The sequence below is a fragment of the Bradyrhizobium sp. WSM1743 genome (genome assembly GCF_000473065.1).
Taxonomy (GTDB): domain Bacteria; phylum Pseudomonadota; class Alphaproteobacteria; order Rhizobiales; family Xanthobacteraceae; genus Bradyrhizobium.
Genome location: NZ_KI421492.1, coordinates 88839 through 111859, shown reverse-complemented (window position 1 = coordinate 111859; position 23021 = coordinate 88839). Strand labels below are relative to the sequence as shown.

Sequence of the window (23021 nt, the reverse complement as noted above, 5' to 3'; positions counted from 1 at the left end):
CCCCGACCCTCTCCCCGTAAGAACGGGGAGAGGGAGAAGAGTCACGCCTCCGCCATGCCCGCCGCCCACAGCGCGAACGCATACACGATCGCGACTTCGTCGAGCCGGTCGAAGCGTCCCGAGGCGCCGCCGTGGCCGGCGCCCATGTTGGTGCGGAGCAGGACCGGGCCGCCGCCGCTCATGGTAGCGCGCAGGCGCGCGATCCACTTGGCGGGCTCCCAATAGGTGACGCGCGGATCGGTCAATCCGCCCATCGCCAAAATCGCCGGATAGTCCTTCGCCGCGACATTGTCGTAAGGCGAGTAGGACAGGATGGTGCGAAAATCCGTCTCGCTCTCGATCGGGTTGCCCCATTCCGGCCATTCCGGCGGTGTCAGCGGCAGCGTGTCGTCGAGCATGGTGTTGAGCACGTCGACGAACGGCACCTCGGCGACGATGCCGGCGAACAATTCGCCGGCGCGGTTTGCGACCGCGCCCATCAGCATGCCGCCGGCCGAGCCGCCGTGGCCGACGATGCGCTTGGCGCTGGTGTACTTCGCATCGATCAGCGCGCGGGCGCTGGCTGCGAAATCGTCGAACGAGTTCGTCTTCTTCTCGCGCTTGCCGTCGAGATACCAGCCCCAGCCCTTGTCGGCGCCGCCGCGGATATGGGCGATGGCGTAGACGAAGCCGCGGTCGACCAGCGACAGGCGGTTGGCGCTGAACGAGGCCGGCATCGCCATGCCGTAGGAGCCGTAGCCGTAGAGCAGCAGAGGCGCCGAGCCGTCGAGCTTGAGCCCGCGGCGATGGAGGATCGAGACCGGCACCTCGGCGCCGTCATGCGATTTCGCCATGATGCGCGTGGTGACGTAGTCGGCAGCATCGTGGCCGGACGGGATCTCCTGCCGCTTGCGCAGCACGCGCGTGCGCTTGACCATGTCGTAATCGTAGACTTCCGACGACGTCGTCATCGACGAATAGGCAAAGCGCAAATTCGTCGTCTCGAATTCGTAGGAGCCCATCGTATCCAGCGAATAGGCGGCCTCGTCGAAAGCGATGGCGTGCTCTTCCTTGGTCGCAAGATCGCGGATCACGATCGCCGGCAGCGCATGCGCGCGCTCGAGCCGCACCAGATGGCCGGCATAGAGATCGATGTCGATGATGTAGATGCCGGGCCGATACGGGATCAGGTCGCGCCAGTTCGCCCGCTCGGGCGAAGAAAGCGGCGCCGTGACGATCTTGAAGTCGATGGCATCATCGGCATTGGTGAGGATGAACAGCTCGTCGCCACGGTCGGCGAGCGAATATTGCACGCCTTCCTCGCGCGCTGCGACGAGGCGCGGCGGCGCTTCGGGATTGGCGAGATCGATCAGCCGCTGCTCGCTTGTCTCGTGGTCGCCGCCGGCGATGACGCAGAAGCGGCCGCTGGTGCTCTCGTGCAGATGGGTGAACCAGCCGGCATCCTGCTCCTCATAGACCAGCGTATCGTCGGCCTGCTTGGTGCCGAGCTTGTGCCGCCACACCTGCATCGGCCGGTGATTGTCGTCGAGCTTCACATAGAAGAAGCTCTTGCAGTCGGCGGCCCAGACCACACCGCCGTCGGTCTCCTCGACGAGATCGTCGAGATCCGTCCCGGTCGCCCAGTCGCGCACGCGGATGGAGAAATATTCGGAGCCCTTGGTGTCGGCGCTCCAGGCCTGCCGCTTGTGATCATACGAGTGGCGGCTGCCGCCGAACTTGAAATATTGGTGGTTCTTGGCGAGCGCATCGCCATCGAGCACGATCTCGCCCTCGCCGCCGTCGCGCGGCATGCGGCCGAACAGCTCGTGCTGTCCGCCCTCGCGAAACCGGCGGAAATAGGCAAAGGGTCCGTCGGGTGACGGCACACTGGAATCGTCCTCCTTGATCCGCCCCCGCATCTCGCGCACCAGCGTCTTCTGCAGGCCCGCGGTGTGTCCGAGCAAGCTTTCGGTGTAGCCGTTCTCTTCATCCAGATATTTGCGGATATCAGGATCGAGCACGTTGGGGTCGCGCAGCACCTCCTGCCATTTCGCATCCTTCAGCCAGGCATAGTCGTCGGTCACGGCGATGCCGTGCCGCGTGAAGGAATGCGGCCGGCGCGGGGCGACGGGGGCGGTCTTGCTGCTGCTGTTGGGCAAATCGATCCTCGGCATAAAGGGGGCGTAGCTTGACCCTATATCAGATCGATGCCGGGGAACTTAAAGAAGGCTGATGCAAATGTGAGGCGCCGCGGCTGCGACACTCTCCGCCGTCGTCCCGGATCAGCGCTCCGCCCTGACAACGCTGCGCGTTGCCAGAGCTGCGCTTGTCGGGACGACATCGGAGTTTGTGGCGGGCACTTACGCCGCCACCTCTTCGCCGAGATACGCCACCGCCGCCTCCAGCCCGCCCTTGGCGTGCGGGATCTTCAGCGCGTTCAGGCCCACCTCGATCACGCCCAGCGTGCCGAGCAGCATCGGCGCATTCACATGCCCCATATGGGCGATGCGGAAAGCCTGTCCCGAGAGGTCGCCGATGCCGGTGCCGAGCACGACGCCGCACTTGTCCTTGCAATAGCGTTGCAGCACGGCGGGGTCGTGGCCGTTGCTCATGGTCACCGTGGTCACGGTGTTGGAGCGCTCGCTGGCCTCGGCCACGTTGAAGCCGAGCACCTGGCCTTCCGACCAGACGGAGACCGCGCGGCGAGCGGCTTCGCCAAGCAGGGCGTGGCGGCGGAAGGCGTTTTCAAGCCCTTCCTCGCGCAGCAGGTCGATCGCCTTGCGCAGCGCGAACAACAGGTGCACCGGCGCGGTGCCGGCATATTTGCGATAATTCTCGGTGCCCTCGCGCTCGCTCCAGCTCCAATAGGGCGTCGACATGTTCGCCTTCTTGTGCACCTCGAGCGCGCGCGCATTGGCGGCGACGAAGCCGAGGCCGGGCGGCGTCATCAGGCCCTTCTGCGAGCCGGACATCGCGACGTCGATGCCCCATTTGTCCATCTCGAACGGCATGCAGCCGAGCGATGCCACGGTGTCGACCATGTAGAGCGCGGGATGGCCGCTGGCCTTGATCGCCTTGCCGATCGCCTCGATGTCGTTCTGCACGCCGCTGGCCGTGTCGACCTGGACGACGACGACGGCCTTGATCCTGTGCTCCTTGTCGCGGCGCAGGCGCTCCTCGACCTCGTGCGGCCGCACCGCGCGGCGCCAGTCGCCCTTGAGCACCTCGACCTCGGCGCCCATCAGCGCCGCCGCATTGCCCCAGCCGATCGCAAAGCGCCCGCTCTCCAGCACCAGCACCTTGTCGCCGCGCGACAATACGTTGCTCAGCGCCGCTTCCCAGGCGCCGTGACCGTTGGCGATGTAGATGTAGGACTTGCCCTTGGTCACAAACAGCTTCGAGATGTCACTGAGCAGGCTCTCGGTCAGATCCAGCATCTCTTTGGAGTAGATGTCGATCGCCGGACGGTGCATCGCCCGCAGCACCTCGTCGGGCATCGTGGTGGGCCCGGGGATGGCCAGAAATTCCCGGCCCGCGCGAACGGTCATTGCTGTCAGTCCTTGTTGCTTGAGAACAGGATGGTGGGTCGCTGAGTCTCACTTTTACGCGGCGCGGCGCCGCAAGAAAAGCACGTAAAATGCAGGGCTGGGTTATCGCTTCGTCTCGCGGCAGCCGGCGGCCTCCGCCTCCTCGACCGAGCAGAACCAGCGGGTGCCCTTGCTGATCTTCATCTTGATCTGGGTGTACCAGCGGCTGGTCGGCTGGTGATAAATGCATTCGCCGGCGCTGTTCACATTGCCCTTGATGGTGCAGTCCGGCGAGGGCGCGACCGGCCCCGAGGCCGAGGCGAGCAGCACCGCATGCGCACCCTCCGGTGGCTTGGTGGCGCCCAGGATAGCGGTCTTCTTGTTGCGGACGCGCCAATCCCAGGGCGCGATAAAGGCGCCCTGCCACATGCCAGCTTTGGCCTCGCGTGCCGCAGCCTCGTCGGGCTCGTAGTCGTGCGAGATGCGGGTATAGGCTAGCGCCCAGCCGTTGCGCACCAACCATTTCTGGATGTCCTCGCCGCCGACGTCGCAGCGCGCCACGGTGCGGCCGCGCCGGTCCACCGACCTCGTGTGGCAGACCCAGGTCTTGCCTTCGGTGTATTTGGCGAGCTCGTCGCGGGCCGCGACGCCGCAGGTCCAGCGCTCGCTCTTGGTGTTGAGGCAGAGCTGATCGACCGCGGGCGCGTCGATGCCGCCGAGCCGGATGCGCGTGTTGCCGATCACCACGGCGTCGCCGGCGCGGACCTTTGCCGTGCCGGTGATGTCGGCGGCCTGCGCGAGCGAGGGGGCGAGCAGAGACAGCGCAATCAGGATCTTTCGCAACATGCCGGTCCGGTGTGATGAAAATCTCGATAGACGGCGCAATTGTGGTCGGCTTTTGGCCATCGGGCCAGCGTATGCCGAACAGATGGGCTTTCAACTTCCTGTCATTGGACCTCAGTCTCGTGTCCCGGACGCGGTGCGGCGTGCAACGCCGCTCCGCCGAGCCGGGACCCAGCAAGTTGCGCGCAGCGGTCTTGGCATGGGCCCCGGCTCAGCAGCGCACCGCTGAAAAGCGCTGCGTCCGGGGCACGTGGCCGTCTCACCCCCGCGCCAGCGCCCTTTTCGCCACCGCCAGCCCCATCAGCACGAACGCCGACGTCACCTCCGGCCCACCCACCAGAATCCGCGTCGGCGTCTTCATCTTGTTCCACTCATAGGCGCGGAACGGGCCGCGGCGGCCGCCTTCACCTAGCCCAGCGATGATGACGTTCAGCGCCGGTGCAAAGGCACGCGGGTCGGCGCCGAGATGGGCGAGCGCGATCAGCGCCAGCGCGGCGTCGAACACGTTCATCTCCGCGGCCATCAGCTCGCCCTTGACGTAGGACAGCACGCGGTGGCGGATGAAATCGAAATCGCCGTCGGGATCGATCGCGGCCTGCGCCGCCAGCGGCAATGCTAGAAAGGCGGCATAGCAGCGGCCGAAATAGGCGCTGTAGAGCTCCGGCAAATAATAGATGTGCGAGCGCGGGTTGGCGAAGGCGCCGCTCGCCGCCAGGCGCTTCTGGAAGCCGATGATCCGGTGCACGGTCGCGAGCCGTGCCGGCGTCTCAAGGATTTTCCAGCGTGCCAGGTTGCGAAAGCTGACCTCGAGAATGTCGAGATTGAGCGTGGGATCGAGATCGTTGCCGTAGGGACGCTCGCCTGCGAGATTGTCGATCCAGGTCGCAACCCCGCCCTCAAAGTCGATATTGTCGTTGAGCGGCACGGTCACCCGCGGCGCGTTGACGCCGGCGCGCACCTGATAGCCCGAGTAGAAATCCAGGAGCGGCTGGTCGATGATGGGGTCGGTGCAGCCGGCCTGCGTCGCTGCCGAGATCGAGCAGGCCGTGGTGTCGCAATCCGGCACGTAGATTCCGAAGCCAAGGTCCTGCTTGATTTGCGCGAAGTAGCGGGAGAACCGTGGATGCGGCGCCGGCGCGAGCGCGGTGATGACGTCAAAGCGCGCGCCGCCCAAGCCCTCGACCTCCTCGCGGCTGATGTTGACGCAGAAATCGACCATGTCGGCGATCGCGCGCTCCGCCGCGATCTTGTCGGCCGGCGAGGCGAGCCCGGTCTCGACATAGCTCAGCAGTGCCTCGATGAAGAATGCATCGTAATAGGCCGAGCGATGGCGGATCTGCACCGGCTCCCACATCGGCTCGGCAATGCCTTTCCAGGGCGGATTGACCACGGCGCGCGCCGGCGAGCGCGCGATGAAGACGCGGGCGAGATTGAACAGCAGCGAGGAATTCTTGTAGCCGCGTGCGTTCAGCCCCGTGAGCGCCATGATCAGCTCACGTCCGCGGAAATCGGGATCCCCGATCAGGTTGAAGGCGGCATAGGTCGGCAGGAAGCCGTTGCGGCGGTACGAACCGAGCAGATGCTGCGCGCAGTCGCGGATCGCGCCGTCGATCTGCGCGCTCTGCGGCAGGGCGGCGGTGAACGGCACCGGCGGCGGCTTGGGATGCTCGAGCGCGATGCTGTCGACGAGATCGGCGATCGGCCGCCCGACCGCCGCCCAGTCGGGCTGGATCTCGTCGCGGGCGTGGGTGAGTGCCTCGCGCAGCCGGCTCAGCCTGGCCTCGTCGCGCAGCTCGGGCAGGCCGGCGCGGCGGAGCAGTATCCGCAGCGCGGGATTGCCGAGTGCGGTCTTGTAGAATTTGGCCAGATGCGGATCGCCGCTGGCCGTGTCGGACAATACGGGATCGCAGACGTCGTATAGCGAGGGGCCGTCCTTCCGCGCCGTCAGCGCCCGGCAGGCGGCGCCGGCAAAATAATGAAAGCTCATGAAATACCTGGTCGCGGGGGGCCCGGCCGGGGCCGGCGAGCGCGCAGCCGTCCGCACACCACCCCCTGCAAGTCGTTGAAAAGGCTACCCGGATTCGCGGGAAATACAAATGTGATGGACGTCACGGAAAAGCCGGCACGAGGGGTGCGTAGTCGGCCTCCGGAAGGCTATGGGGGAACCAAAAATGCAGGAAACTGGCTCGGAGAATTAACCAACACATTCAGCTACTTAGCTCAAATTTTGAGCAATCTATTGCCCCAGGGCCTATATGCGGTTAAGGGTTTGTTTGGTGCGGCGCCGCAAATTGCGCGCAATTCGGGGGCACTTCCCCGGCCAATCCCTCAAACCTAAAGACGCTATCGCGCTACTCAAACAGTGTGCGCGCGCTTGGCTGGTCTTTGGCACAGGAAACGAACCGAGATGAATGTAAAGCAGCTCGAGCTTTCCCGACGTACGATCGCCGTCGCCGCCGCCCTCATCGGCACGGTGTCGCTCGTGATCGGCGCCCATGCTGCTCTCAACACGCGTGCGATCGACGCCGCCAAGGCTGTGACGACCGAGCAGATCACCGGTTCGATCGGCCAGAGCTCGCGCCTCGCGCTCGTCATCGGCAATGGACATTATCCCGACGCCAATGCGCCGCTGACGCAGTCGATCAACGACGCCCGCGCGCTGTCCTCGTCGCTGCGCAAGAACGGCTTTGACGTCGACATGGTGGAAGACGCGACCAAGGACGACATGGTCCGCGCCGTCAACCGCCTGAAGTCCCGGATCAAGCGCGACAGCGTCGTCATGCTGTTCTTCGGCGGCTACGGCGTGCAGGCGGGACGCGAGAGCTATATGCTGCCGGTCGACGCCGTGATCTGGAAGGAAAGCGACGTCCGCCGCCATGGCGTCTCCATCGACGGCGTGCTCGACATGATGAAGGAGCAGGGTGCCAAGGCCAAGCTGGTCGTGGTCGACGCCTCCCGGCGTAACCCTTACGAGCGCCGCTTCCGCTCCTACAGCCACGGTCTCGCGCCGATCAGCGCGTCCGACAATGCGCTGATCCTCACCTCCGCCTCGCCCGGCAAGGTCGTCGACGACGGCAAGGGCGAGCACAGCGTGCTGGTCAGCGAGTTCCTCAACAACCTCGGCAAGCCGGGCAGCGCCGAGAGCGTCTTCAACAAGACCCGCCTCGCCATCTCCCGCGCCTCAGAAGGCGATCAGGTCCCGACCGTGTCGTCATCGTTGCTCGAAGACGTCCATTTCGGCGAAGCCGGGGGCTAGTTTCTTACCTTCCCCTGAAGGGGGAGGGTCGATCGCGCGAAGCGCGAGCGGGGTGGGGTGATCTCTCCCCACGAACAGTGCCCGTGCCGAGAGATCACCCCACCCGCTTCGCATTTCGCTTCGCTGCATGCGAAGCGACCCACGGGCGAGCTACGCTCGTCCCGGACCCCTCCAGGGGAGGGTGAAGCATCCAGTTTCTCCGCGCGCTACTTCACCGCTTCCGCGCTCGCCATCACCGGACGCACCGGATCGCCTTCGCGCAGCAATGCGCCGGCGCGGGCGACGACGACATCGCCTTCGTTCAGGCCGTCGCGGACCTCGATATTGCCGCCCGACATCAAGCCGATCTCGACACGCTTGGTCTCGACGCGGTTGCGGCGGATCACCTGCACCACGGTGCCGGCGGATGAATATTGCACGGCGGTGAGCGGCACCGCGACGTTGCAGCTTTGCCCGGTCTTGATCAGCGCCCGCCCGCTCGCGTTCAGGAGCAGCCGCTTCTGCGAGGAGATGCCGATATAGACCATCCCCTGCTGAATGTTCGGCTCGACCGTCGGGCCGATGCGGCGCACCTTGCCGCTGATGTCGCCGGCGCCTGCGATCCGCACGGTGGCCTGCTGATTGACTGCGAGCTTGCGCACATCCGTGGTGGCCACGAGGCCGACGAGATCGTATTCGCTGCGCGCCACGATCGTGAACAGCGCCTCGCCCTTGGCCGAGGCGAAGTTGCCGATCTGCGCAGTCGAGGTCGCGATCACGCCCGCCACGGGTGCGGTGACCTGAAGCGTGCCGCCTTCGGGCAGCGCCAGCCGCGCCAGCACCTGGCCGGCGGTGGTGGTATCGCCCGCTTCCGCCAGCACCTCGGTGACCTTGAGGCCGGGTCGCTCGGGCCGCACCGAGGTTTCCTCCCGCGCGATGATCGTGCCGGTGGCTTCGACGATGTCGGAGAAGCAGGATTTCGCGACTTTCAGCACCGTGACCGCGGGCCCCTTGGGCGCATCGTCATCGGCGGCGCCGGCCGGATAGGGGGTGAAGACGAGCGCGCCGACAACGGCTGCTGGACACAGGTTTCGAACGACGGCACGGGACAAATGACGCATCGGAAATTCCACAGGGGCTATGCCTCCAATCGATAGCAGATGGCCGCCGCCCGCACTACGGCCGCGTGGTCCCGAGAGAGGATGCCGCGCCGCCGCTGGCAGTCGCGGCAAGTCCTTGATTAGTCGCGGGATTGGAGAACAGGTTCGCTCGAAGACGTCACGGCGCAGGGGCACGGACACCTGGGTGCGATCGCCCGGCTCATCAGTCAGCCGATGCTGCACGTTCAGGCCGGTCTGAGGGCATTTGAAGACAATCTGTCGGTCCATAGCCGGTGATATGGCCCGAAGGCGGACCCTGCGAAATTACGGGTGTTTACGTAGGTCCGCCGCCGCAGCCCCTCACGGCAGGCTCAGGAATTCGACCCAGTTCGGCTTCTTGCCGGTGGGGTAGGATTTCAGCCTGGCCAGCGCGCCGCTGCTTTGGTCGATGGCATAGACCGTCATGCTGTCCGAGAGCTCGCCGACCGCGGCGAGATAGCGCCCGCTTGAATCGATCTGGAAGCCGCGCGGCTGCTTCTCGGTCGGCACGCTGCCGATCGTGGTCAGCTTGCCGCTTGACCCATCGACCTTGTAGGCGGTGAGCGTGCTGGTGGTGCGCTCGGAGGCGTAGAGGAAGCGGCCGTCCGGAGTGATGTGGATGTCGGCGGCCCAAGGTTTGCCGGAAAACCCTTCCGGCAGCGCAGTGGTGCGCTGGATCTCGTCCCACGCGCCGCTTTTGGCTTCATAGGTGAATGCCGCGACGTCGCCGTTCAGCTCGTGGAGGAGATAGACGAACTTGCCGCCCGGGTGAAACACGAAGTGCCGCGGCCCCGATTTCTCCGGCACCTTGTGGGCCGGCGGATCGCTTGGCGTGAGCGTACCGGCGGCGGCGTCGAACGCGAAGCTCAGGATCTGGTCGGAGCCGAGATTGGTCGCGAACACGAAGCGGTTATCGGGCGAGGGCAGGAAGGCGTGGGCGTTCAGCCCGGTCGGGATCACCTGCTTGGGCTCGCCGACGACGCCGTTGGCAAGCAGCGGATTCAGCGCGACCTTGTTGCCGCCATAGGAGGCGCTGAACAGGAACTTGCCGCTGCGGTCGACGGCGATATGGGCCATGCTGTCCGCGAGCGGTCCGTTGCCGAGATGGCTGAGCTGGCCCGTCTTCGGGTCGATCGCAAAGCTCACCGCAAGGTATGGCTGCGAGCGGATGCCGGCGATCATCACGCGGTGGTCGGGCGTGATCGCGAGCGGCGTCGAGGAGCCGGGCTTTTCGACGCCCTTGAGGGCGGCCGTCTGCACGAGCGTCATCTCGCCGCTCTCGCTCATCTTGAACACGCTGATGTCGTTGCTGTCGGCGTTGCCGACATAGGCGAAGGTTTCGGCCATGCCGGCACGGACTCCAGAAATGAGAATGAGACAAGCGAACAGGACGGTGGCGATCGCAGCGCGTGGCGCGCGCGATGCGATGCATCGGATCGGTCTCAACATGGGCTCCTCCTGAAAGCCGGCTCGCGGCATTGTCGTTTTGCGGGCGAGGATAGCGGGAGGCGCGCCGCCGCACCAAACTCCAATTGGGATCGATCGATGCCGAAATCGTATCGGTCAGGATAGCGAGTTAACGCACCGCCGCCGTGCGGGAGGGCAGATGCGGGCCGGACGGGCGGTCCGGCGGCCCGAGCATGGTCCACACGGTGACCGCAACCAGGGTGGACGTCATGATGGTCCAGACGATCAGTCGTTTTCGCATCAGGCCAATCCCTCGGTAGAAATCGCGATGCACCAGGGCGCGCCGGCCATCGTGCACTACAAAGATGGGCGGTTCTATGAGCCCGTTCACAGTGCGAAAACGACCGATGCTGCTGCGAACCAATGCCGTGCGAACGCATTGAACCGCATGCCCCGCGAAAACGATCTCGAAGGAAGGCCCGACATGGGCGGCAAGCATGGCGGTCAAGCCGGCCAGCCCAAGCTTGCGCCGCGTCCGCACGAGGGCGAACGCGACGAGGACGTCGTGGCAAAGCGCCACACCGGCCAAACCGATCGGGCGCCGCCACCGACCAAACACAAATAGCGCCTCGCCCGCCCGCGCGCCGTTGCGGCGGGCCTCGCGCCGGAAACGCCGGCACCGCGATGCGGTTAGGGCGTGAATGAGAAAAGGGAGGCTGGCTCGTGTTTTGGATCTATTGGGACACCGCCTGGTCGCTGATCATCAGCGGCATCATGGTTGCCACCATCGTCAGCCACCCCGACGCCGAGTTCGCCGAAGTGCGGGCGGCCCGACGCTCGATGTGAGCTTCCCGATCCCGCGGCTCGTCCCGGCTCACGTCATGCTGCCGGGCATGAAGCAGCGGATCCTGGGACGGCCGTTGACGTAATAAGGCCAGACCATGGTGCGCCCGGCGCGGTTGGGCTCGGTGATGACGGTGTCGTCGGGCACCTCGATCCAGTTGCCGAGGAGCCGCACCCGGTAATGTCCGTCCCGCGTCTCCCAGTCGACGTCGGCCAGCGCAGTGCCGTCGGCGTCGGCACAACAAGGACCGCCGCCCTTGCTGTGCAGGCTCTCGAACCAGCCCTTGAGGGGAGAGTTTGCATAGCGCCCGTCGTCGCGGGCCTCCGCGGAGAGCCCGATGATGGCCGCAACCGCGACGAGAGGGATCATCCTGAAAGCCAAGACCGCCATGTCACCTCGCTCGCTATCGCACGCGCGCGCCACAGCGCAGCGAAAAGCCGCCTGCGACGCACGTGATGCAAAGTTAGCCGATGCCCGCCGGCCGGAGTTCCCGGCCGTCTCAGCGAGCCGATAACCGCGAACTCGGAGGTTTGATCCTATTTCGCGGAGGCGGTCGGGTGTCATGTGCAAGGTCAGCAAGTGAACCGAAGCGCACAGGCGAGGGGGCCTGCTTGTCTGGTTCGGAAGATCGGCTACAGCTGAACAAAGGGCAGGAATGACTTGGGAGGGGACATGTCCAACACGGGCTATGCACTGGCAGGCTTCGTCTCGTGGGCGCTCTTTCTGCTGGTCGTGATGGAGGCCATCCGAACGTATCTCGTGGCGACTGGAAAGGTTGCGGCCAACGCCTTCGCGCCGGACAACTCCGGACTATCGCCCTTCATGCAGCGTCTCGCACGGGCTCACGCGAATTGCGTCGAAGGTCTACCGATTTTCGGCGGCTTGTTGGCGATCGCGATCATGGTATCGAGAACAGATGTTACGGACCCTCTGGCGTTTTGGTTTCTTGGCGCACGGATTGTGCAGTCGATCATCCATCTCGCGTCGAACAGTCCGACGGCAGTAAGCCTCCGCTTCACCGCGTTCGCCGTCCAGATGGCGATTGGCATCTACTGGTCATGGAAGCTGATGGTCTAAGGACTGCTGCGAGTCACCAGTGCCGTCTCTGCTGTGATGCAGGAGTCCGAGTCGGCGGATTCGATGCCGCGGCTCGAAGCGACACTCACCGCTTGATCTCCCAGGTCAGCGCTTCCGCATTGCTCTTGGCGAATATCCTGGGCACGTCGAACTTGCCGGTCTTGAGGTCATAGCGGCATTTCCAATCCGCCAATCCCTTGACGGCGACGTTCTTCGGATGCTTGTCCATTTCGCCGGACAGCGAGATCAGGAGGTAGCGGTTGCTGGGCCAGTCGACGCCGAGCCAGCGATAAGCATCTTCGGTGCCCTTCATCAGATTGGCCGAGATGTGGTAGTCGAGCTTCATGTTCTTCGTGTCGGGCCTGCTGTGAAAATAGGCCCAGGCGAGATCGCTGAGCGATTTCTTCGTCGCGTTGACGAAGGTGCCTTTCTCGGCCCGGTAGAGCAAGAGGTCCTGCGAGCCCGAGCCGGTCTTCTGCATCCGCACCAGCCATTGCGAGTCGCCCGTGAAACGGAACCCGGCCGGATAGCCCTGCTCGGGCTTCAGCTCGGTCATCTCTTCGCCGCGTCGCGCCCAGACCTGCCATTTGAGGTCGAGATCCTCGTTCTCCTTCTTGTACTGTTCGAGCTTGGTGGCGCCGTCGGGCGAGGTGAAGGCGAGATCGGCATCGTCGGAAAGAGTGAAGCCGGGCGGCGGACCGGAGGCGGCCAATGCGGGCGAGGCGGCGGCCGTCAGGACAAGCGCCAGCCATCGCGCGGCACGGGAAAATACGGTCACGACAAAAATCCCTTGAAGAAATGCCGCGGTGCGGCCTTGATCGTTGGACACCCGCACGGTCGCTCCGGTTCATCCGCGCGAGGCATAATCCCATCGACCGTCTTGCTGCCGCAGCCAAATCGGCGCACTTTGCCGACCTCGGCTGATTTGCCATCCAAGGTCCTTTTCAGATGATCACCGCATCCAAGGCCTTCATTGCCTTCTGTCTGCTCGCGCTGGTCGGCACCGCGCTGGTGATCGGCCCGACCGAGCTGCGCCGCCTGCTCCCGGATGGAACGAACACCGCCGTTGCCGCCAAGCCCGATGCCCAGGTCGAACCCAAAGTCGAGTCCAAGGTGGAGCCCAAACCAGAGCTCAAGCCGGAACAGCCAAAGCTTGCCGCTAGCGCGCCGCCTGCACCGGCCTCCGAGCCGAAGGCGGGCGCGCTGGCCGAGACCCAGAAGCAGGTGGCCGCGCTCGGCGATCTCGCGCCGGTCAAGCCGGTGCCGGCGGATGCCGCTCCCCGCTTCGACGTCGCCCGCATCGACGATCACGGCGAGGCGGCGGTGATTGCGGGCCGCGCCATGCCGGGTGCAAGGGTCGAGCTGCTGCGCGACGGCAAGCCGCTCGATACCGTGGTCGCGGACGCCTCGGGCCAGTTCGTGATGACTCCGCCGCAGCTTCCTGCCGGTTCCTATGAACTGACGCTCCGGGCCAAGGCACCGGACGGCACAATTACGGAGTCCGGCCGGACCATGCCGGTGACCATCGCCGAGGCGGCGCCGCCGCCCGCGCGGCCCGCGCCAGTCGCGAAGCAGGATGTGCGGCAGGAGACGAAGCAGGCCGAGAAGCCCGACGATAAGCCCGATGTCGTGGCCGCCCTGCCGTCGGCCTCGCCGCGCCTGGCTTCAGTGCCCGACAGGCCAGCGGCCCGGCCGAAATTGATCGGCGCGCCAAAACCTAAGGCCCTGGCGCACGCGCCGGCGGCGACGGCGGTCGCATCGGCCTCGCCGGCGGACGTGCTCACCACCGCACCGGCGGAAGCAGGCGGCAGCCGGATCATCGCCCGCGGCGACAGCCTGTGGGCGCTCAGCCGGCTCGCCTACGGCGACGGCGCCCGTTACGGGGTGATCTTCAACGCCAACCGCGACAAGATCCACAACCCGAACCTGATCTATCCCGGCCAGACGTTTGTGATGCCGCAAAAGGCGCAGTGACGCCGCACCGGCATGGCCGGCGAGCGTTGCGACGCTTTGCCCTGCAACGCCGCGGAACATTCGGTTCCCTTGCGCGTCATTGTGATGCGACGCATTGCGCGCTTGGTGCGGGAGGGAGGACGTGGCCAGATCCGTGGTCAAGTCGGCGATCTTGTCGGGACGCATGGGCTTGGCGCTGGCCGGCGCGCTCCTGGTGATCGCGGCAGTGTTGCTGCCTAATAGGGCCGAGGCGCAGTTCGGATTGCGTGGCGGTCCGCTTGGGGTTGCGCGTTTCGCCGTCGGTCACATGATGGGCCTGTCGCGGTTGCGCCATTCCCGCATGGCCGTGCGCGGTGGCCGCTATCACTCCGCTGCGCTGAGGTCGCAGGACCCGCGCGGGGCCGAGCGCGGCCAGCTATCCAACCCTTACGTCCTGCGCGCGGCCCTCACGGCGCAAGCTGCGCTGGCGGGCTGGCAAGGCGGCCGCCGCCCGCAGGGCTGGTGGCGCCATCCCGACGGCAGCTACGGCTGGGTTGGCCCGGTGTTCTGGCCGTTCGCGCATGACGATCTCACCACCGCAATCATCTTCGGCGATTCGACCAGCCTCTCGCTGTACGGCTACGGCGACATCTATGCCGCACTCTTCACGCCCTATGCCGCGCCCGAGCTTGCCGCCTACACCGTGCCGCAAGGCCGGCGCGCGCGAAAAATCCCGTCCGCGGAAACGCTCTGCGAGGCCAGCGACACCGGCGGCCTGCCGGTCGACCGCATCGCGAGCGCTGTTCAGCCGAACGAGCTGCAGCGCACCGCGCTCGACGAGCTCGCATCGGCCTGGAATGCGGCGCGCGACACCATCCACACCGCCTGCCCGGCGCAGGCGCCCGCGAATGCGTCGGATCGCCTCGGCCTGATGCGCGAGCGCATCGAGGCCATGATCAAGGCGACGGACGCAATCGAAGCGCCGCTGACGAAGTTCGCCGGCCTGCTCAATGACGACCAGAAAGCCAGGCTCAACGCCCTCGCCAATGAGCGCCGCGCCGCGCTGGCGTCCTACCAGTCCAAAAATGCTGACAAGAACGCGAGCAAGGACGCCTCCAAGGACGGGCAGGCGGCCAAGGCCTGCCAGGCGGACTACGATCCTCTTTCTGACGAGAACGCGCAGCGCCAATACGAGCAACTCGTCCAGCAGCAATGGCCCGCCGCCGACATCGCCTCCACGCTCCACCTCGACGAGATCGCCCGCGCACGCCTCGAGGTGCTCCAGGACACCACGCTCCGCACCATGCAGACGCTGAGCGCCTGCCCGACAGAGCCCGCCGCAACCCCGCAGGCCCGCCTCGCCGCCGTGAAGACGCGGCTGCAGGCGATGCTGCAAGCGGTGAGCGGTGTGGCCGACGCGCTCGACGATTTCCAGGCGGATTTGAGCGACGAGCAGAAGGCGGGGTTCGAGGCGATCGGGCCGAAGCGGGGGGTGTGATTACCCGCACGCCCAGTCGAACTTCATATCCTTGAAATCCAGCTGCGCATTGCCACCGCCAAAATTGTAGCCGCCGAAATATTCCTCGAACTCGACGTAGAACGGGCTCATCTCCGGTACGGCCTGGCAGGGCCGCATGGTGCCGCCGAGATGGTTGTGGGCGTGATCCTTGGCCCAGTCGTGCAGGCGGAAATTGTCACTGCGCGGCACGCCGCCGATATAATAGTAGTAAGGCTGATAGCCGGTCGGCGGATTCTCGCGCGTGTACTCGTCCTGCGGGCCCTTGCCGGCATTGGGATCGCTCGCGCGCGGCGACAGCGCAATCGCGCGGGTCTCGCCGAGATCGGCGCGCGGTGGGGCAGCAAACATCTTCTTCGCGTAAGGCGCGGCAGCCTCGAAGAAGGCGCTGGCCCCGCCGACATCGAGCCAGCGCGGCCGCTCCCCCGTCGCCAGCGCAAGCGGCGCCGGCGGTGTCGCGAATGCGCCGTCATATTCGGACTGGGTCAGCAGCAAAGCGGCATATTCGTAGTCGAGAATGTCGGTCATGCGCGACAGCCGTGGATGCGATGGCAGCGCCAGCACGGCCTCGCGGATTTCAGGATCGTCGGGCGCGCCGCCGTCATTGTGATCGGGCGCCGTGGCGAAGAACGACACCGCGACGATGTCTTCGCCATGCACCCGATAATCTTCCGGCAGCAGAAGCGTAAAACCATGCATCAGCGGATAGCCGCTGACCGGATCGAGCGGCCATTGCTCGCTCGTGATGCCCGGCGGCAGCCCGTACACCCAGCCGTGATCGCGCGCGCGGTCCGCGGGCCGGTCCAGCATCTGCAAATCATAGGCACGCGAAGGCAAGGCAAGCGTCACGGGTCGTCTCCCAGAAATCGGCCTCGCCGTTGAGGCGATGGTTGGTCGCGGGGAGGAGGGATGTGGTTCGGGGCGTCTGCCGAGCGTTGCAACATTCAAGTGGTTTGCGGTGCTGCGCGCCCTGTTCCGTCACTCCTCAAGGAGGATATCGAGCGGATCGACGCCGCCAAGCCACCGGGGCCTGCTGTAAAGATCCCCGTGTGTGCGGTGTCACGCCGCCGATGTCAGCGGTCGCGCCCGTTCGATCCGCTTGCGATCGCGCGCTGAGTGCATCGCCTCCCACAAATCGGTTCGTCGCTGCACGTTCAGCCAGAAATCCGGGCTATTGCCGAACACGCGCGCCAGAATCAGCGCGGTGGCCGCGGTGACGTTGCGGCGGTCGTTGCAGAGTTCGTTGACGTGCTTGCGCTGCACCCCCATGGCCTCGGCCAACGCGCCCTGGGTCAGGCCCATCGGCTTCATGAATTCCTCGGTGAGGATTTCGCCGACCGTGGACGGCTTGCGCTTCGTCATCAGCATGGGTCACCTGTAGCTGTGGTCGTCCAGATAAAGGTCGGTCCATCCCCGCAAGCGATTGCGAGGGATACGAGATCGGCCCTCGGTGCTGTCGCAGCGCGACGAAGCACTGGAGAAGGCGTTCGTCCAGCTCAAGGCGCAGCAGGAAGAACGGCGAGCTGACCAAGCTGCTGCTCGCCGGTGTTTGCCCGATGAGTCAAACCGCGACGGCGCCCACGCGAGGTCCCTCGTAACCCATTGATTCCACAGCCCCCGCCTACTGTGCATGGGGTTGTTTTCGCACTTTTTGTGTTCGCTACCCCCGCCGCCGCACCGCCGCGGCGTCCACCACGTTCTCCACCTCCTCGCGCCAGCTCAAGATCTCCATCGCCAGCACCGGGTGATTGAACCCCTTCAGCTGGAGATCGTCGAGGGCGCGCGCCTCGACCCACGGCTCGACCATGCCGTAGACGCGGCGGCTGACCACGATCTGGCCTGCCTTGGCTTCGCCGCAGAGGCGGGAGGCGAGGTTGGTGACGCTGCCGATCGCGGCATATTCCAGCCGCTGCTCGAAACCGACCTGGCCGAGCGTGGCATAGCCGAGCGCGACGCCGATGCCGAACCCCAGGCTATGCCCGCGGTTGCGCCAGCGCTCGGTCAGCGGGCCGATGGTGTCGCGCATCTCCACCGCCATCTTCACCGCGCGCTTGATGTGGTCCTCGAACTGGATCGGCGCATTGAACAGGATCATCACGCCGTCGCCGGCATATTTGTCGAGCGTGCCCTCATATTTGAAGATCAGCTTGCCGAGCGCGGCGTGATATTCGCGCAGCACGTTCATCGCCTCTTCCGGCTCGGTCGCTTCCGTGAACGCGGTGAAGCCGCGCAGGTCGCAGAACACCACCGTGACCTCGCGGCGCTGGCTGGTGAGCAACCCTTCCGGGCTGTCGGAGGAGGCGATCAGCTGCGCCACCTGCGGCGCCAGGAAACGCTCGAGCTTGCGGATGCGCTCGATCTCGCCAAGCTGGGTCTTGACGCGCTCCTCCAGCGACTTGTTCCAGTCCTTGAGCTGCTCGGTCTGCTGCTTGAGCTTGTCGGCCTGGGCGCGCACGGTCTCGTGCGCCGCCTCCAGCGCGTGGCTCTTGTGCTCGACCTCGGTGAACAGGTGCGCATTGCGCATCGCCAGCACGGCCTGGTTGGCGAAGGTGCGCATCAGGCCGATGATGCTGGGCGCGAACGCGCCGCCGGCGCGGCGCAGGACCACCAGCGCGCCCAGCGTGCCCTGCTGGTCGACCAGCGGCACCACCAGCACCGAGCTGAAGCCGGCGGCGAGCGCGACCTCGCGCAGCGGCTGCTCGGCGGCATCGCCGAGCTCGGCAAGCGCGATCGGCTCGCCGCTTCTGGCAGCATCGCTCAGGATGTTGTCGCCTTCGCCGATGGTGACATGCGCGCCTTCGACGGATTTGTCGATGCCGTTGGCCTCGGCCAGGTTGAAGCGGCGCGCTTCGGCATCGAAGCCGTAGATCAGCACCGCGTCGGCACGGGTGATCTCGATCGCGCGGGCGGCGATGGTGGCAAGCACCGCGTTGAGATCGAGCGAGGAGGCCACCGCGCGGCCGACCTCCTCCAGCACCTTGAGCTCGTGGATCGATTGCGCGAGATCGCGCGTGCGCTCCTCGACCTTGGTCTCCAGGTTCGAATAGGTCTCCTGGATCTGGTCGGCCATGCGGTTGAACTGCCCGGCGAGGTCTTCCAGCTCGTCGGAGGTGTGCACGTCGATGCGGTGGCTGAAATCGCCTTCGCCGAGCCTGTGCGCGCCGTCGCGCAGCGCCGTGATCGGGATGATCATGCGGCGTGCCAGCAACGTGCCGGCCAGGATCGCGACCATCAGGCCCATGCCGATCAGAAGCGCGATGCGCACCAGCTGGTCACGGATCGGCATCAAGGCCTGCGTGGTCGGCTGCTCGAACAGCACGCTCCAGCCGAGCTTCGGCACGATGCTGGCGGCGCTCATCACCGCATGGCCGTTGAAGTCGGTGCCCGACGTGTCGGGCTCGTGGCCGGGCGCAATCGCAGCCGCCACCTGCGGCAGCTTGGAAAGGTCCTTGCCGATTTCGGGCACTTTTGATGACGTCGCCAGCACCCGGCCGCGCGGGTCGACGACATAGGCAAAGGCCGCCTTGCCGACCTGGGCGTCGGACAGGAAGTCGGAGAGGAAGCTGAGATCGATCTCGGCCACGGTGACGCCGGCATTGAAGCCGGAATGCGCCACCGAGATCGACATCAACGGCGTCCGGTCGGCGAACCAGGCCGGCGCATAGCTGACGCCGCGGGCGACGGCGTCGGTGAAGCGCATGTCGCGGGAGAGGTCGGCATTGCCGCCGGTCGTGGTCGACTGCCTGGAGACGCGCAGCACCTCGCGGCCTTCGCCGTTGAGCTGGAACAGCTGGTTGACGACCGAGACCTGGTGCAGGAGTGACGCGTAGTCGGCGCGGCGCTTCTCCAGCGTGTCCTGGCTCGCCCGCGTCACCCAGCTGATCTGGCGATCCAGCTCGGAGATCGACTGCTCGATCCGCCGGGCGGCTGCCTGCGCCTTGTCCTCCAGCCCGTCGGTCAGCTGTGTCCTCGTGGCGCGGTAGGAGATCCAGCTCTCCATCGCGCCGTTGACGGCGAGGACGAACACGACGAGGCCGACGAGGGAGACGACGTATTTGGCGAACAGGCCCTCGCGCAGAGATCGTGTCTTGTCGTTCGCTCCTGCCATCCCGATCCTCTCGCGCCGTCATCGACGCCGGCGCTACGGGCCGTACAGCCCCTTCCGGGCCGTTCTACCACAATTTGGGCCAAAGAGCCGTCGCGCGGCCGGTGTGGTTACTCCCTGTGGCCTCCCGCACAGGAAGAAGGGTGGTGAATTGTCGCAGCCCCATCCGCTCGGAGGAAGCAGCGGACGGAAAAGCCAATGTAAGGGGATTGGCCTGAAGTTATCGATTAAAGAGCTGCCGCAGCACGTCGTTCATTGGCTGACTGTCCTGCTGCGCGAGCGGCGGGTCCTCCAGAGCGGGGGCAGGCGAGGCCTGCGGCGCCGGTGAGGAGGGCGTTGCCGGCAGGCTGCGGCTGCGGCCGGTGCCAGTGCTGTTTCCTGCGCCACTGGAAAGCCCCTGCTGAATCAGATTGCCGATCGCCTCCCCCAGCGGGCCGCCGAGCAGGTTGTTTTGCCCCGGCTGCTGCGCTTGCGGATTGGCATTGCCGGTCGCATTGCCGCCGCCCGGTGCGGTGGTGCCACCAAGACCGAGGCTGCCCAGGATGTTGCCGAGCCCGGCGCCGTCAGGGCCGAACAGGCCTTTGCCCATCTCGCGCAGCTTGGCATAGGCGGCGTCGGGATTGTCCAGCATGCCGGCCATGTCAGGATAGATCCGCGGCTGCGACCAAGAGCCCTGGATCATCACGGGGATGCCGAAGCCGACCGGCTCGGAGGTGCGGCCCTGGCCTTCGGTCGTCATCACGAGCTTCGGCTCGACGCGAAAGCCCATCATCTTGGTGTCGAGCGCGATCGTACCGGCGCCGGTGACGCGCACCAGCGGCCCGATCAGGTTGAGATCGGTCGTCACCGCCTGGCCCTTGTCGATGCGGAAGGAGGCCGAGAGCTGCGACAGATCCGTGCTCTGCTCCTGACTGGGGTCCTGGTTTCCGTCCTGGTTTCCTTGCCAGCCGGACAGCGTGCTCGTCGTCAGCGAGCGGATCATCTGCGCGACATTGATGCCGCGGATGGCGCCGTCCTGAAAATTGACGAAAGCCGTGCCTTGCATGTTCGCCATCAGCGCGCGCTGGCTGTTGCCGGCGCTGCGCAAAGCGAGCTTGGCCTGCAGCTTGCCGTCGATGCGGTCGAATTCGGCGAGGCCCTGGAGCAGCGGCAGCGCGCGCACGCCGACGAGGTCGGAATGCATGGCAAAGCTCGGCGCGCCGGTGGTCGCATCCAGGATCACCTCGCCCGAGACTTGGCCGCCATAGGCACCGAGATTGGCGGTGCCGGCCTTCAGCACGCCGCCGGCGAGCTTGGCATCGAGCGCCAGCGGCGCGATGCGCGCATCGCCGATCACGGCCTCGTTCGCGGAGATCCTCACCTGCGCATCGACATAGTTGAGCCCGGATACGTCGATCGGCGCATTGCTCCAGGGCTGCCCGGACACGCCGTCCGGCGATTTCGCCAGCGGCATTGCGAGCCGCTGGAAGTCGAGGTCGACCTTGACCAGCGGCTTGCTCGCGATATCGACGGAAGCCCAGCCGTTGAATGCGCCGTCGCCGAGCTTGCCATTCACGCCGTTGATCATCACGACATCGCCATTGAGCCGCATCTCGGCATGGCCGGTGAGCTGGGACTTCAGCACGCTGGGCATGTCGATGGCGAAATCCACCGGAACCGTCGGCCGTTCGGCCGGCGAGCCCGGCGCGGTTGCCTTGATGTCGAACTTGGTCGGATGCTCGCCGACGCGCGCGGTGCCGGTGATATTGACCTTGCGGTCGCGGTCGACGATCGCATCGGCGTTGATGGCGCTGATGCGGCCCTCGACACGATCGCGCAGACGGGAGAACGCGACTTCGCCGTCGGTGACCTTGATGCGATCGATGGTCGCCCCGGTCATGTCGAGCGCGATCGGCTTCGACGGGGCGCCGGCATTTGGCAGGCGCTCACGCAGCAGTGGCTGGTAGAGCACGGGATGGGTGACGACGAGCTCGCTGATCTCAGGGCGGCCCGACCATACGCTGGCGAGCGACATGTCGGCCTGCACGCGGTCGACCGTCAGGCGCGTGATGCCGCTGCGGTCCTTGGGGTCGGCAAGCGTGAGGTCGTTCAGGGTGACGTTCAGCGTCGGCCACAGGCTGATCTTGGTGGTGCCGTCGATCGACAGGCGATAGCCGGTCGCACTGTCGACGCGCGAGGCGATCGTCGAGGTCAGGAAGCCCGAGGGGATCCCGACCACCAGCAGGATTGCGATCACGATGATGACGGCGGCCAAAGCCCCGCCGACGAATTTCAATGCTCTCATGTCGACTTTCCAACGACGGACAATCGGCGTCGAACCCGGCAGATGACCCGTCCTTTGCGCCTTGAGTTTATCCCCGGACGGGAAGCGGCTCCAAGCGCGTAAAAATAGTCAGGGGGTGCTGCAAAGTTATGTGACTTATGACACACTTCTCCCGCGCGGTTTTACGCGATCCTGAAGTTGATGGCTTCAAGCGATTTGCCGGGGAATAATGACCGGGACGTTCACAAGGACATTGACATGAGCAAGCAGGCCGAATTTGCGGTCATCCTGAAGATGAACCCGATGTTCGCTGATCTCGGCACAGACGAGCTCCAGCGGCTGTCCAATCTCTGCCACACCCAGCATTTGGGAAACGGCGAGGTGCTGTTCCAGAAGGGCGATCCCGGGGATGCGCTGTTCGGCGTGCGTCGCGGCCAGGTCCGGATCGAGACCGGCGCCTCCGACGGCAGCCGGCTGACGCTGAATTTCATGGGGCCGGGCGACCTGTTCGGCGAAGTCGCGGTGCTGGATGGTCAGAACCGCACGGCGGACGCCACCGCGGGCGAGGCCAGCGAATTGTTCGTGCTGCGGCGCGAAGATTTCCTCGGCTTCCTCGAGCGCGAGCCCAAGGTCGCGATCAAGATCATCGCCCTCTTGTGCCAGCGCATCCGCTGGCAGAGCGAGCGCATGGAAGAATCCATGCTGCAGCCGCTGCCGGTGCGGCTGGCACGGCGGCTCTGCGCGCTCGCCGCCGATTTCGGCTCCGAGGTCCACATCTCTCAGGAGCAGCTCGGCGTTTTCGTCGGCGCCGCCCGCGAAAGCGTCAACCGCCAGCTCCAGGCATGGCGCAAGGAAGCGATCCTGGATCTGCAGCGCGGCCGGATCTTGCTGCGGAACATGACGAAGCTGACGGCGATCGCGCGGAACGAGTAGGGCGGCTAAGTCCGTTCCTCACGACCGTGCTGAAAGGTCGATGACCGAATCCAGCAGCGCGACGGCTTCGGCGAGCACCGTTGCAACATCCTTCCCGCGCTCAGAGGCGATCTCCCTGAGACGAGCATCGGTGTCAGCGTCGATTTCAAGCGTGCGGCTTACAAGGTTCATGGTCAAAAGATAACAATTCGCCTGCGCATGTCGAGCCCGAGACCGCGGGA

21 protein-coding genes are annotated in these 23021 nt (G+C 65.7%); 7 read left to right on the top strand and 14 right to left on the bottom strand.

From position 1 onward, the window contains the following. Positions 1 to 41 precede the first annotated feature (41 nt). From YU9_RS0138890 to YU9_RS0138875, 4 genes are all read right to left on the bottom strand, one after another. Entirely contained in the window at positions 42 to 2138 is a 2097-nt protein-coding gene (locus YU9_RS0138890; RefSeq protein ID WP_371259262.1) for a S9 family peptidase, read from the bottom strand. A 201-nt stretch (positions 2139 to 2339) separates the two neighbouring features. Beyond that, positions 2340 to 3527: an alanine--glyoxylate aminotransferase family protein gene (locus YU9_RS0138885; protein ID WP_027577498.1), complete on the bottom strand. Its 1188-nt coding sequence runs from the start codon at positions 3525 to 3527 to the stop codon at positions 2340 to 2342. A 102-nt stretch (positions 3528 to 3629) separates the two neighbouring features. Next, the gene (locus YU9_RS0138880) at positions 3630 to 4352 is read right to left on the bottom strand and encodes a thermonuclease family protein (RefSeq protein ID WP_027577497.1); all 723 of its coding nucleotides are present in this window, start codon (positions 4350 to 4352) and stop codon (positions 3630 to 3632) included. Positions 4353 to 4608: 256 nt separating this feature from the next. Further along, entirely contained in the window at positions 4609 to 6336 is a 1728-nt protein-coding gene (locus tag YU9_RS0138875) for a hypothetical protein (protein WP_027577496.1), read from the bottom strand. A gap of 420 nt (positions 6337 to 6756) precedes the next feature. On the opposite strand from YU9_RS0138875, the gene YU9_RS0138870 reads away from it, so the two are divergent. After that, positions 6757 to 7605, top strand: coding sequence for a caspase family protein (locus tag YU9_RS0138870; RefSeq protein ID WP_027577495.1), 849 nt, complete (start codon positions 6757 to 6759; stop codon positions 7603 to 7605). Positions 7606 to 7811: 206 nt separating this feature from the next. Here YU9_RS0138870 and YU9_RS0138865 read toward each other — a convergent pair whose 3' ends face one another. The 3 genes from YU9_RS0138865 to YU9_RS50910 all read right to left on the bottom strand — a co-directional run bounded on the left by YU9_RS0138865 (position 7812) and on the right by YU9_RS50910 (position 10431). Further along, positions 7812 to 8705, bottom strand: a complete 894-nt coding sequence (locus YU9_RS0138865) for an efflux RND transporter periplasmic adaptor subunit (RefSeq protein ID WP_027577494.1) — start codon at positions 8703 to 8705, stop codon at positions 7812 to 7814. Positions 8706 to 9044: 339 nt separating this feature from the next. Next, positions 9045 to 10172, bottom strand: a complete 1128-nt coding sequence (locus tag YU9_RS0138860; RefSeq protein ID WP_027577493.1) for a lactonase family protein — start codon at positions 10170 to 10172, stop codon at positions 9045 to 9047. A 127-nt stretch (positions 10173 to 10299) separates the two neighbouring features. After that, a complete protein-coding gene (locus YU9_RS50910) occupies positions 10300 to 10431 on the bottom strand; it encodes a hypothetical protein (RefSeq protein ID WP_256375945.1) in 132 nt (43 codons plus the stop codon). Between the two features lie 27 nt (positions 10432 to 10458). Between YU9_RS50910 and YU9_RS44125 the strand changes: the two genes are divergently transcribed. After that, the gene (locus tag YU9_RS44125; RefSeq protein ID WP_036019461.1) at positions 10459 to 10755 is read left to right on the top strand and encodes a hypothetical protein; all 297 of its coding nucleotides are present in this window, start codon (positions 10459 to 10461) and stop codon (positions 10753 to 10755) included. 98 nt (positions 10756 to 10853) lie between these two features. After that, positions 10854 to 10976, top strand: a complete 123-nt coding sequence (locus YU9_RS50905) for a hypothetical protein (protein WP_256375944.1) — start codon at positions 10854 to 10856, stop codon at positions 10974 to 10976. A 28-nt stretch (positions 10977 to 11004) separates the two neighbouring features. On the opposite strand, the gene YU9_RS0138840 is transcribed toward YU9_RS50905, so the two are convergent. Then, positions 11005 to 11364, bottom strand: a complete 360-nt coding sequence (locus YU9_RS0138840; protein WP_027577492.1) for a hypothetical protein — start codon at positions 11362 to 11364, stop codon at positions 11005 to 11007. A gap of 282 nt (positions 11365 to 11646) precedes the next feature. Here YU9_RS0138840 and YU9_RS0138835 point away from each other — a divergent pair, with 282 nt between their 5' ends. Beyond that, positions 11647 to 12051, top strand: a complete 405-nt coding sequence (locus tag YU9_RS0138835; RefSeq protein ID WP_027577491.1) for an MAPEG family protein — start codon at positions 11647 to 11649, stop codon at positions 12049 to 12051. Positions 12052 to 12136: 85 nt separating this feature from the next. Here the strand turns inward: YU9_RS0138835 and YU9_RS0138830 are convergent, their stop codons facing one another. Next, the gene (locus tag YU9_RS0138830; protein ID WP_027577490.1) at positions 12137 to 12829 is read right to left on the bottom strand and encodes a hypothetical protein; all 693 of its coding nucleotides are present in this window, start codon (positions 12827 to 12829) and stop codon (positions 12137 to 12139) included. 170 nt (positions 12830 to 12999) lie between these two features. Between YU9_RS0138830 and YU9_RS0138825 the strand changes: the two genes are divergently transcribed. Next, on the top strand, positions 13000 to 14025 hold the full coding sequence (locus YU9_RS0138825) for a LysM peptidoglycan-binding domain-containing protein (RefSeq protein ID WP_027577489.1): 1026 nt from the start codon (positions 13000 to 13002) through the stop codon (positions 14023 to 14025). 121 nt (positions 14026 to 14146) lie between these two features. Beyond that, positions 14147 to 15481 carry a Spy/CpxP family protein refolding chaperone gene (locus YU9_RS0138820; RefSeq protein ID WP_027577488.1) on the top strand — a complete coding sequence of 445 codons (1335 nt, stop codon included), beginning with the start codon at positions 14147 to 14149 and terminating at the stop codon, positions 15479 to 15481. Here the strand turns inward: YU9_RS0138820 and YU9_RS0138815 are convergent, their stop codons facing one another. From YU9_RS0138815 to YU9_RS0138795, 4 genes are all read right to left on the bottom strand, one after another. Further along, positions 15482 to 16348 (bottom strand): hypothetical protein, encoded by an 867-nt coding sequence (locus tag YU9_RS0138815; protein ID WP_027577487.1) that lies wholly within the window; start codon positions 16346 to 16348, stop codon positions 15482 to 15484. It lies immediately after the preceding gene. Positions 16349 to 16558: 210 nt separating this feature from the next. Further along, the gene (locus YU9_RS0138810; protein WP_027577486.1) at positions 16559 to 16867 is read right to left on the bottom strand and encodes a HigA family addiction module antitoxin; all 309 of its coding nucleotides are present in this window, start codon (positions 16865 to 16867) and stop codon (positions 16559 to 16561) included. Between the two features lie 292 nt (positions 16868 to 17159). After that, on the bottom strand, positions 17160 to 19607 hold the full coding sequence (locus tag YU9_RS0138800; RefSeq protein ID WP_027577485.1) for an adenylate/guanylate cyclase domain-containing protein: 2448 nt from the start codon (positions 19605 to 19607) through the stop codon (positions 17160 to 17162). A 217-nt stretch (positions 19608 to 19824) separates the two neighbouring features. Then, positions 19825 to 21888 carry an AsmA family protein gene (locus YU9_RS0138795; RefSeq protein WP_027577484.1) on the bottom strand — a complete coding sequence of 688 codons (2064 nt, stop codon included), beginning with the start codon at positions 21886 to 21888 and terminating at the stop codon, positions 19825 to 19827. A gap of 237 nt (positions 21889 to 22125) precedes the next feature. Between YU9_RS0138795 and YU9_RS0138790 the strand changes: the two genes are divergently transcribed. Further along, positions 22126 to 22800: a Crp/Fnr family transcriptional regulator gene (locus tag YU9_RS0138790; RefSeq protein WP_027577483.1), complete on the top strand. Its 675-nt coding sequence runs from the start codon at positions 22126 to 22128 to the stop codon at positions 22798 to 22800. 18 nt (positions 22801 to 22818) lie between these two features. On the opposite strand, the gene YU9_RS48660 is transcribed toward YU9_RS0138790, so the two are convergent. Continuing rightward, positions 22819 to 22977 (bottom strand): hypothetical protein, encoded by a 159-nt coding sequence (locus YU9_RS48660; protein ID WP_156952391.1) that lies wholly within the window; start codon positions 22975 to 22977, stop codon positions 22819 to 22821. Positions 22978 to 23021 lie beyond the last annotated feature (44 nt).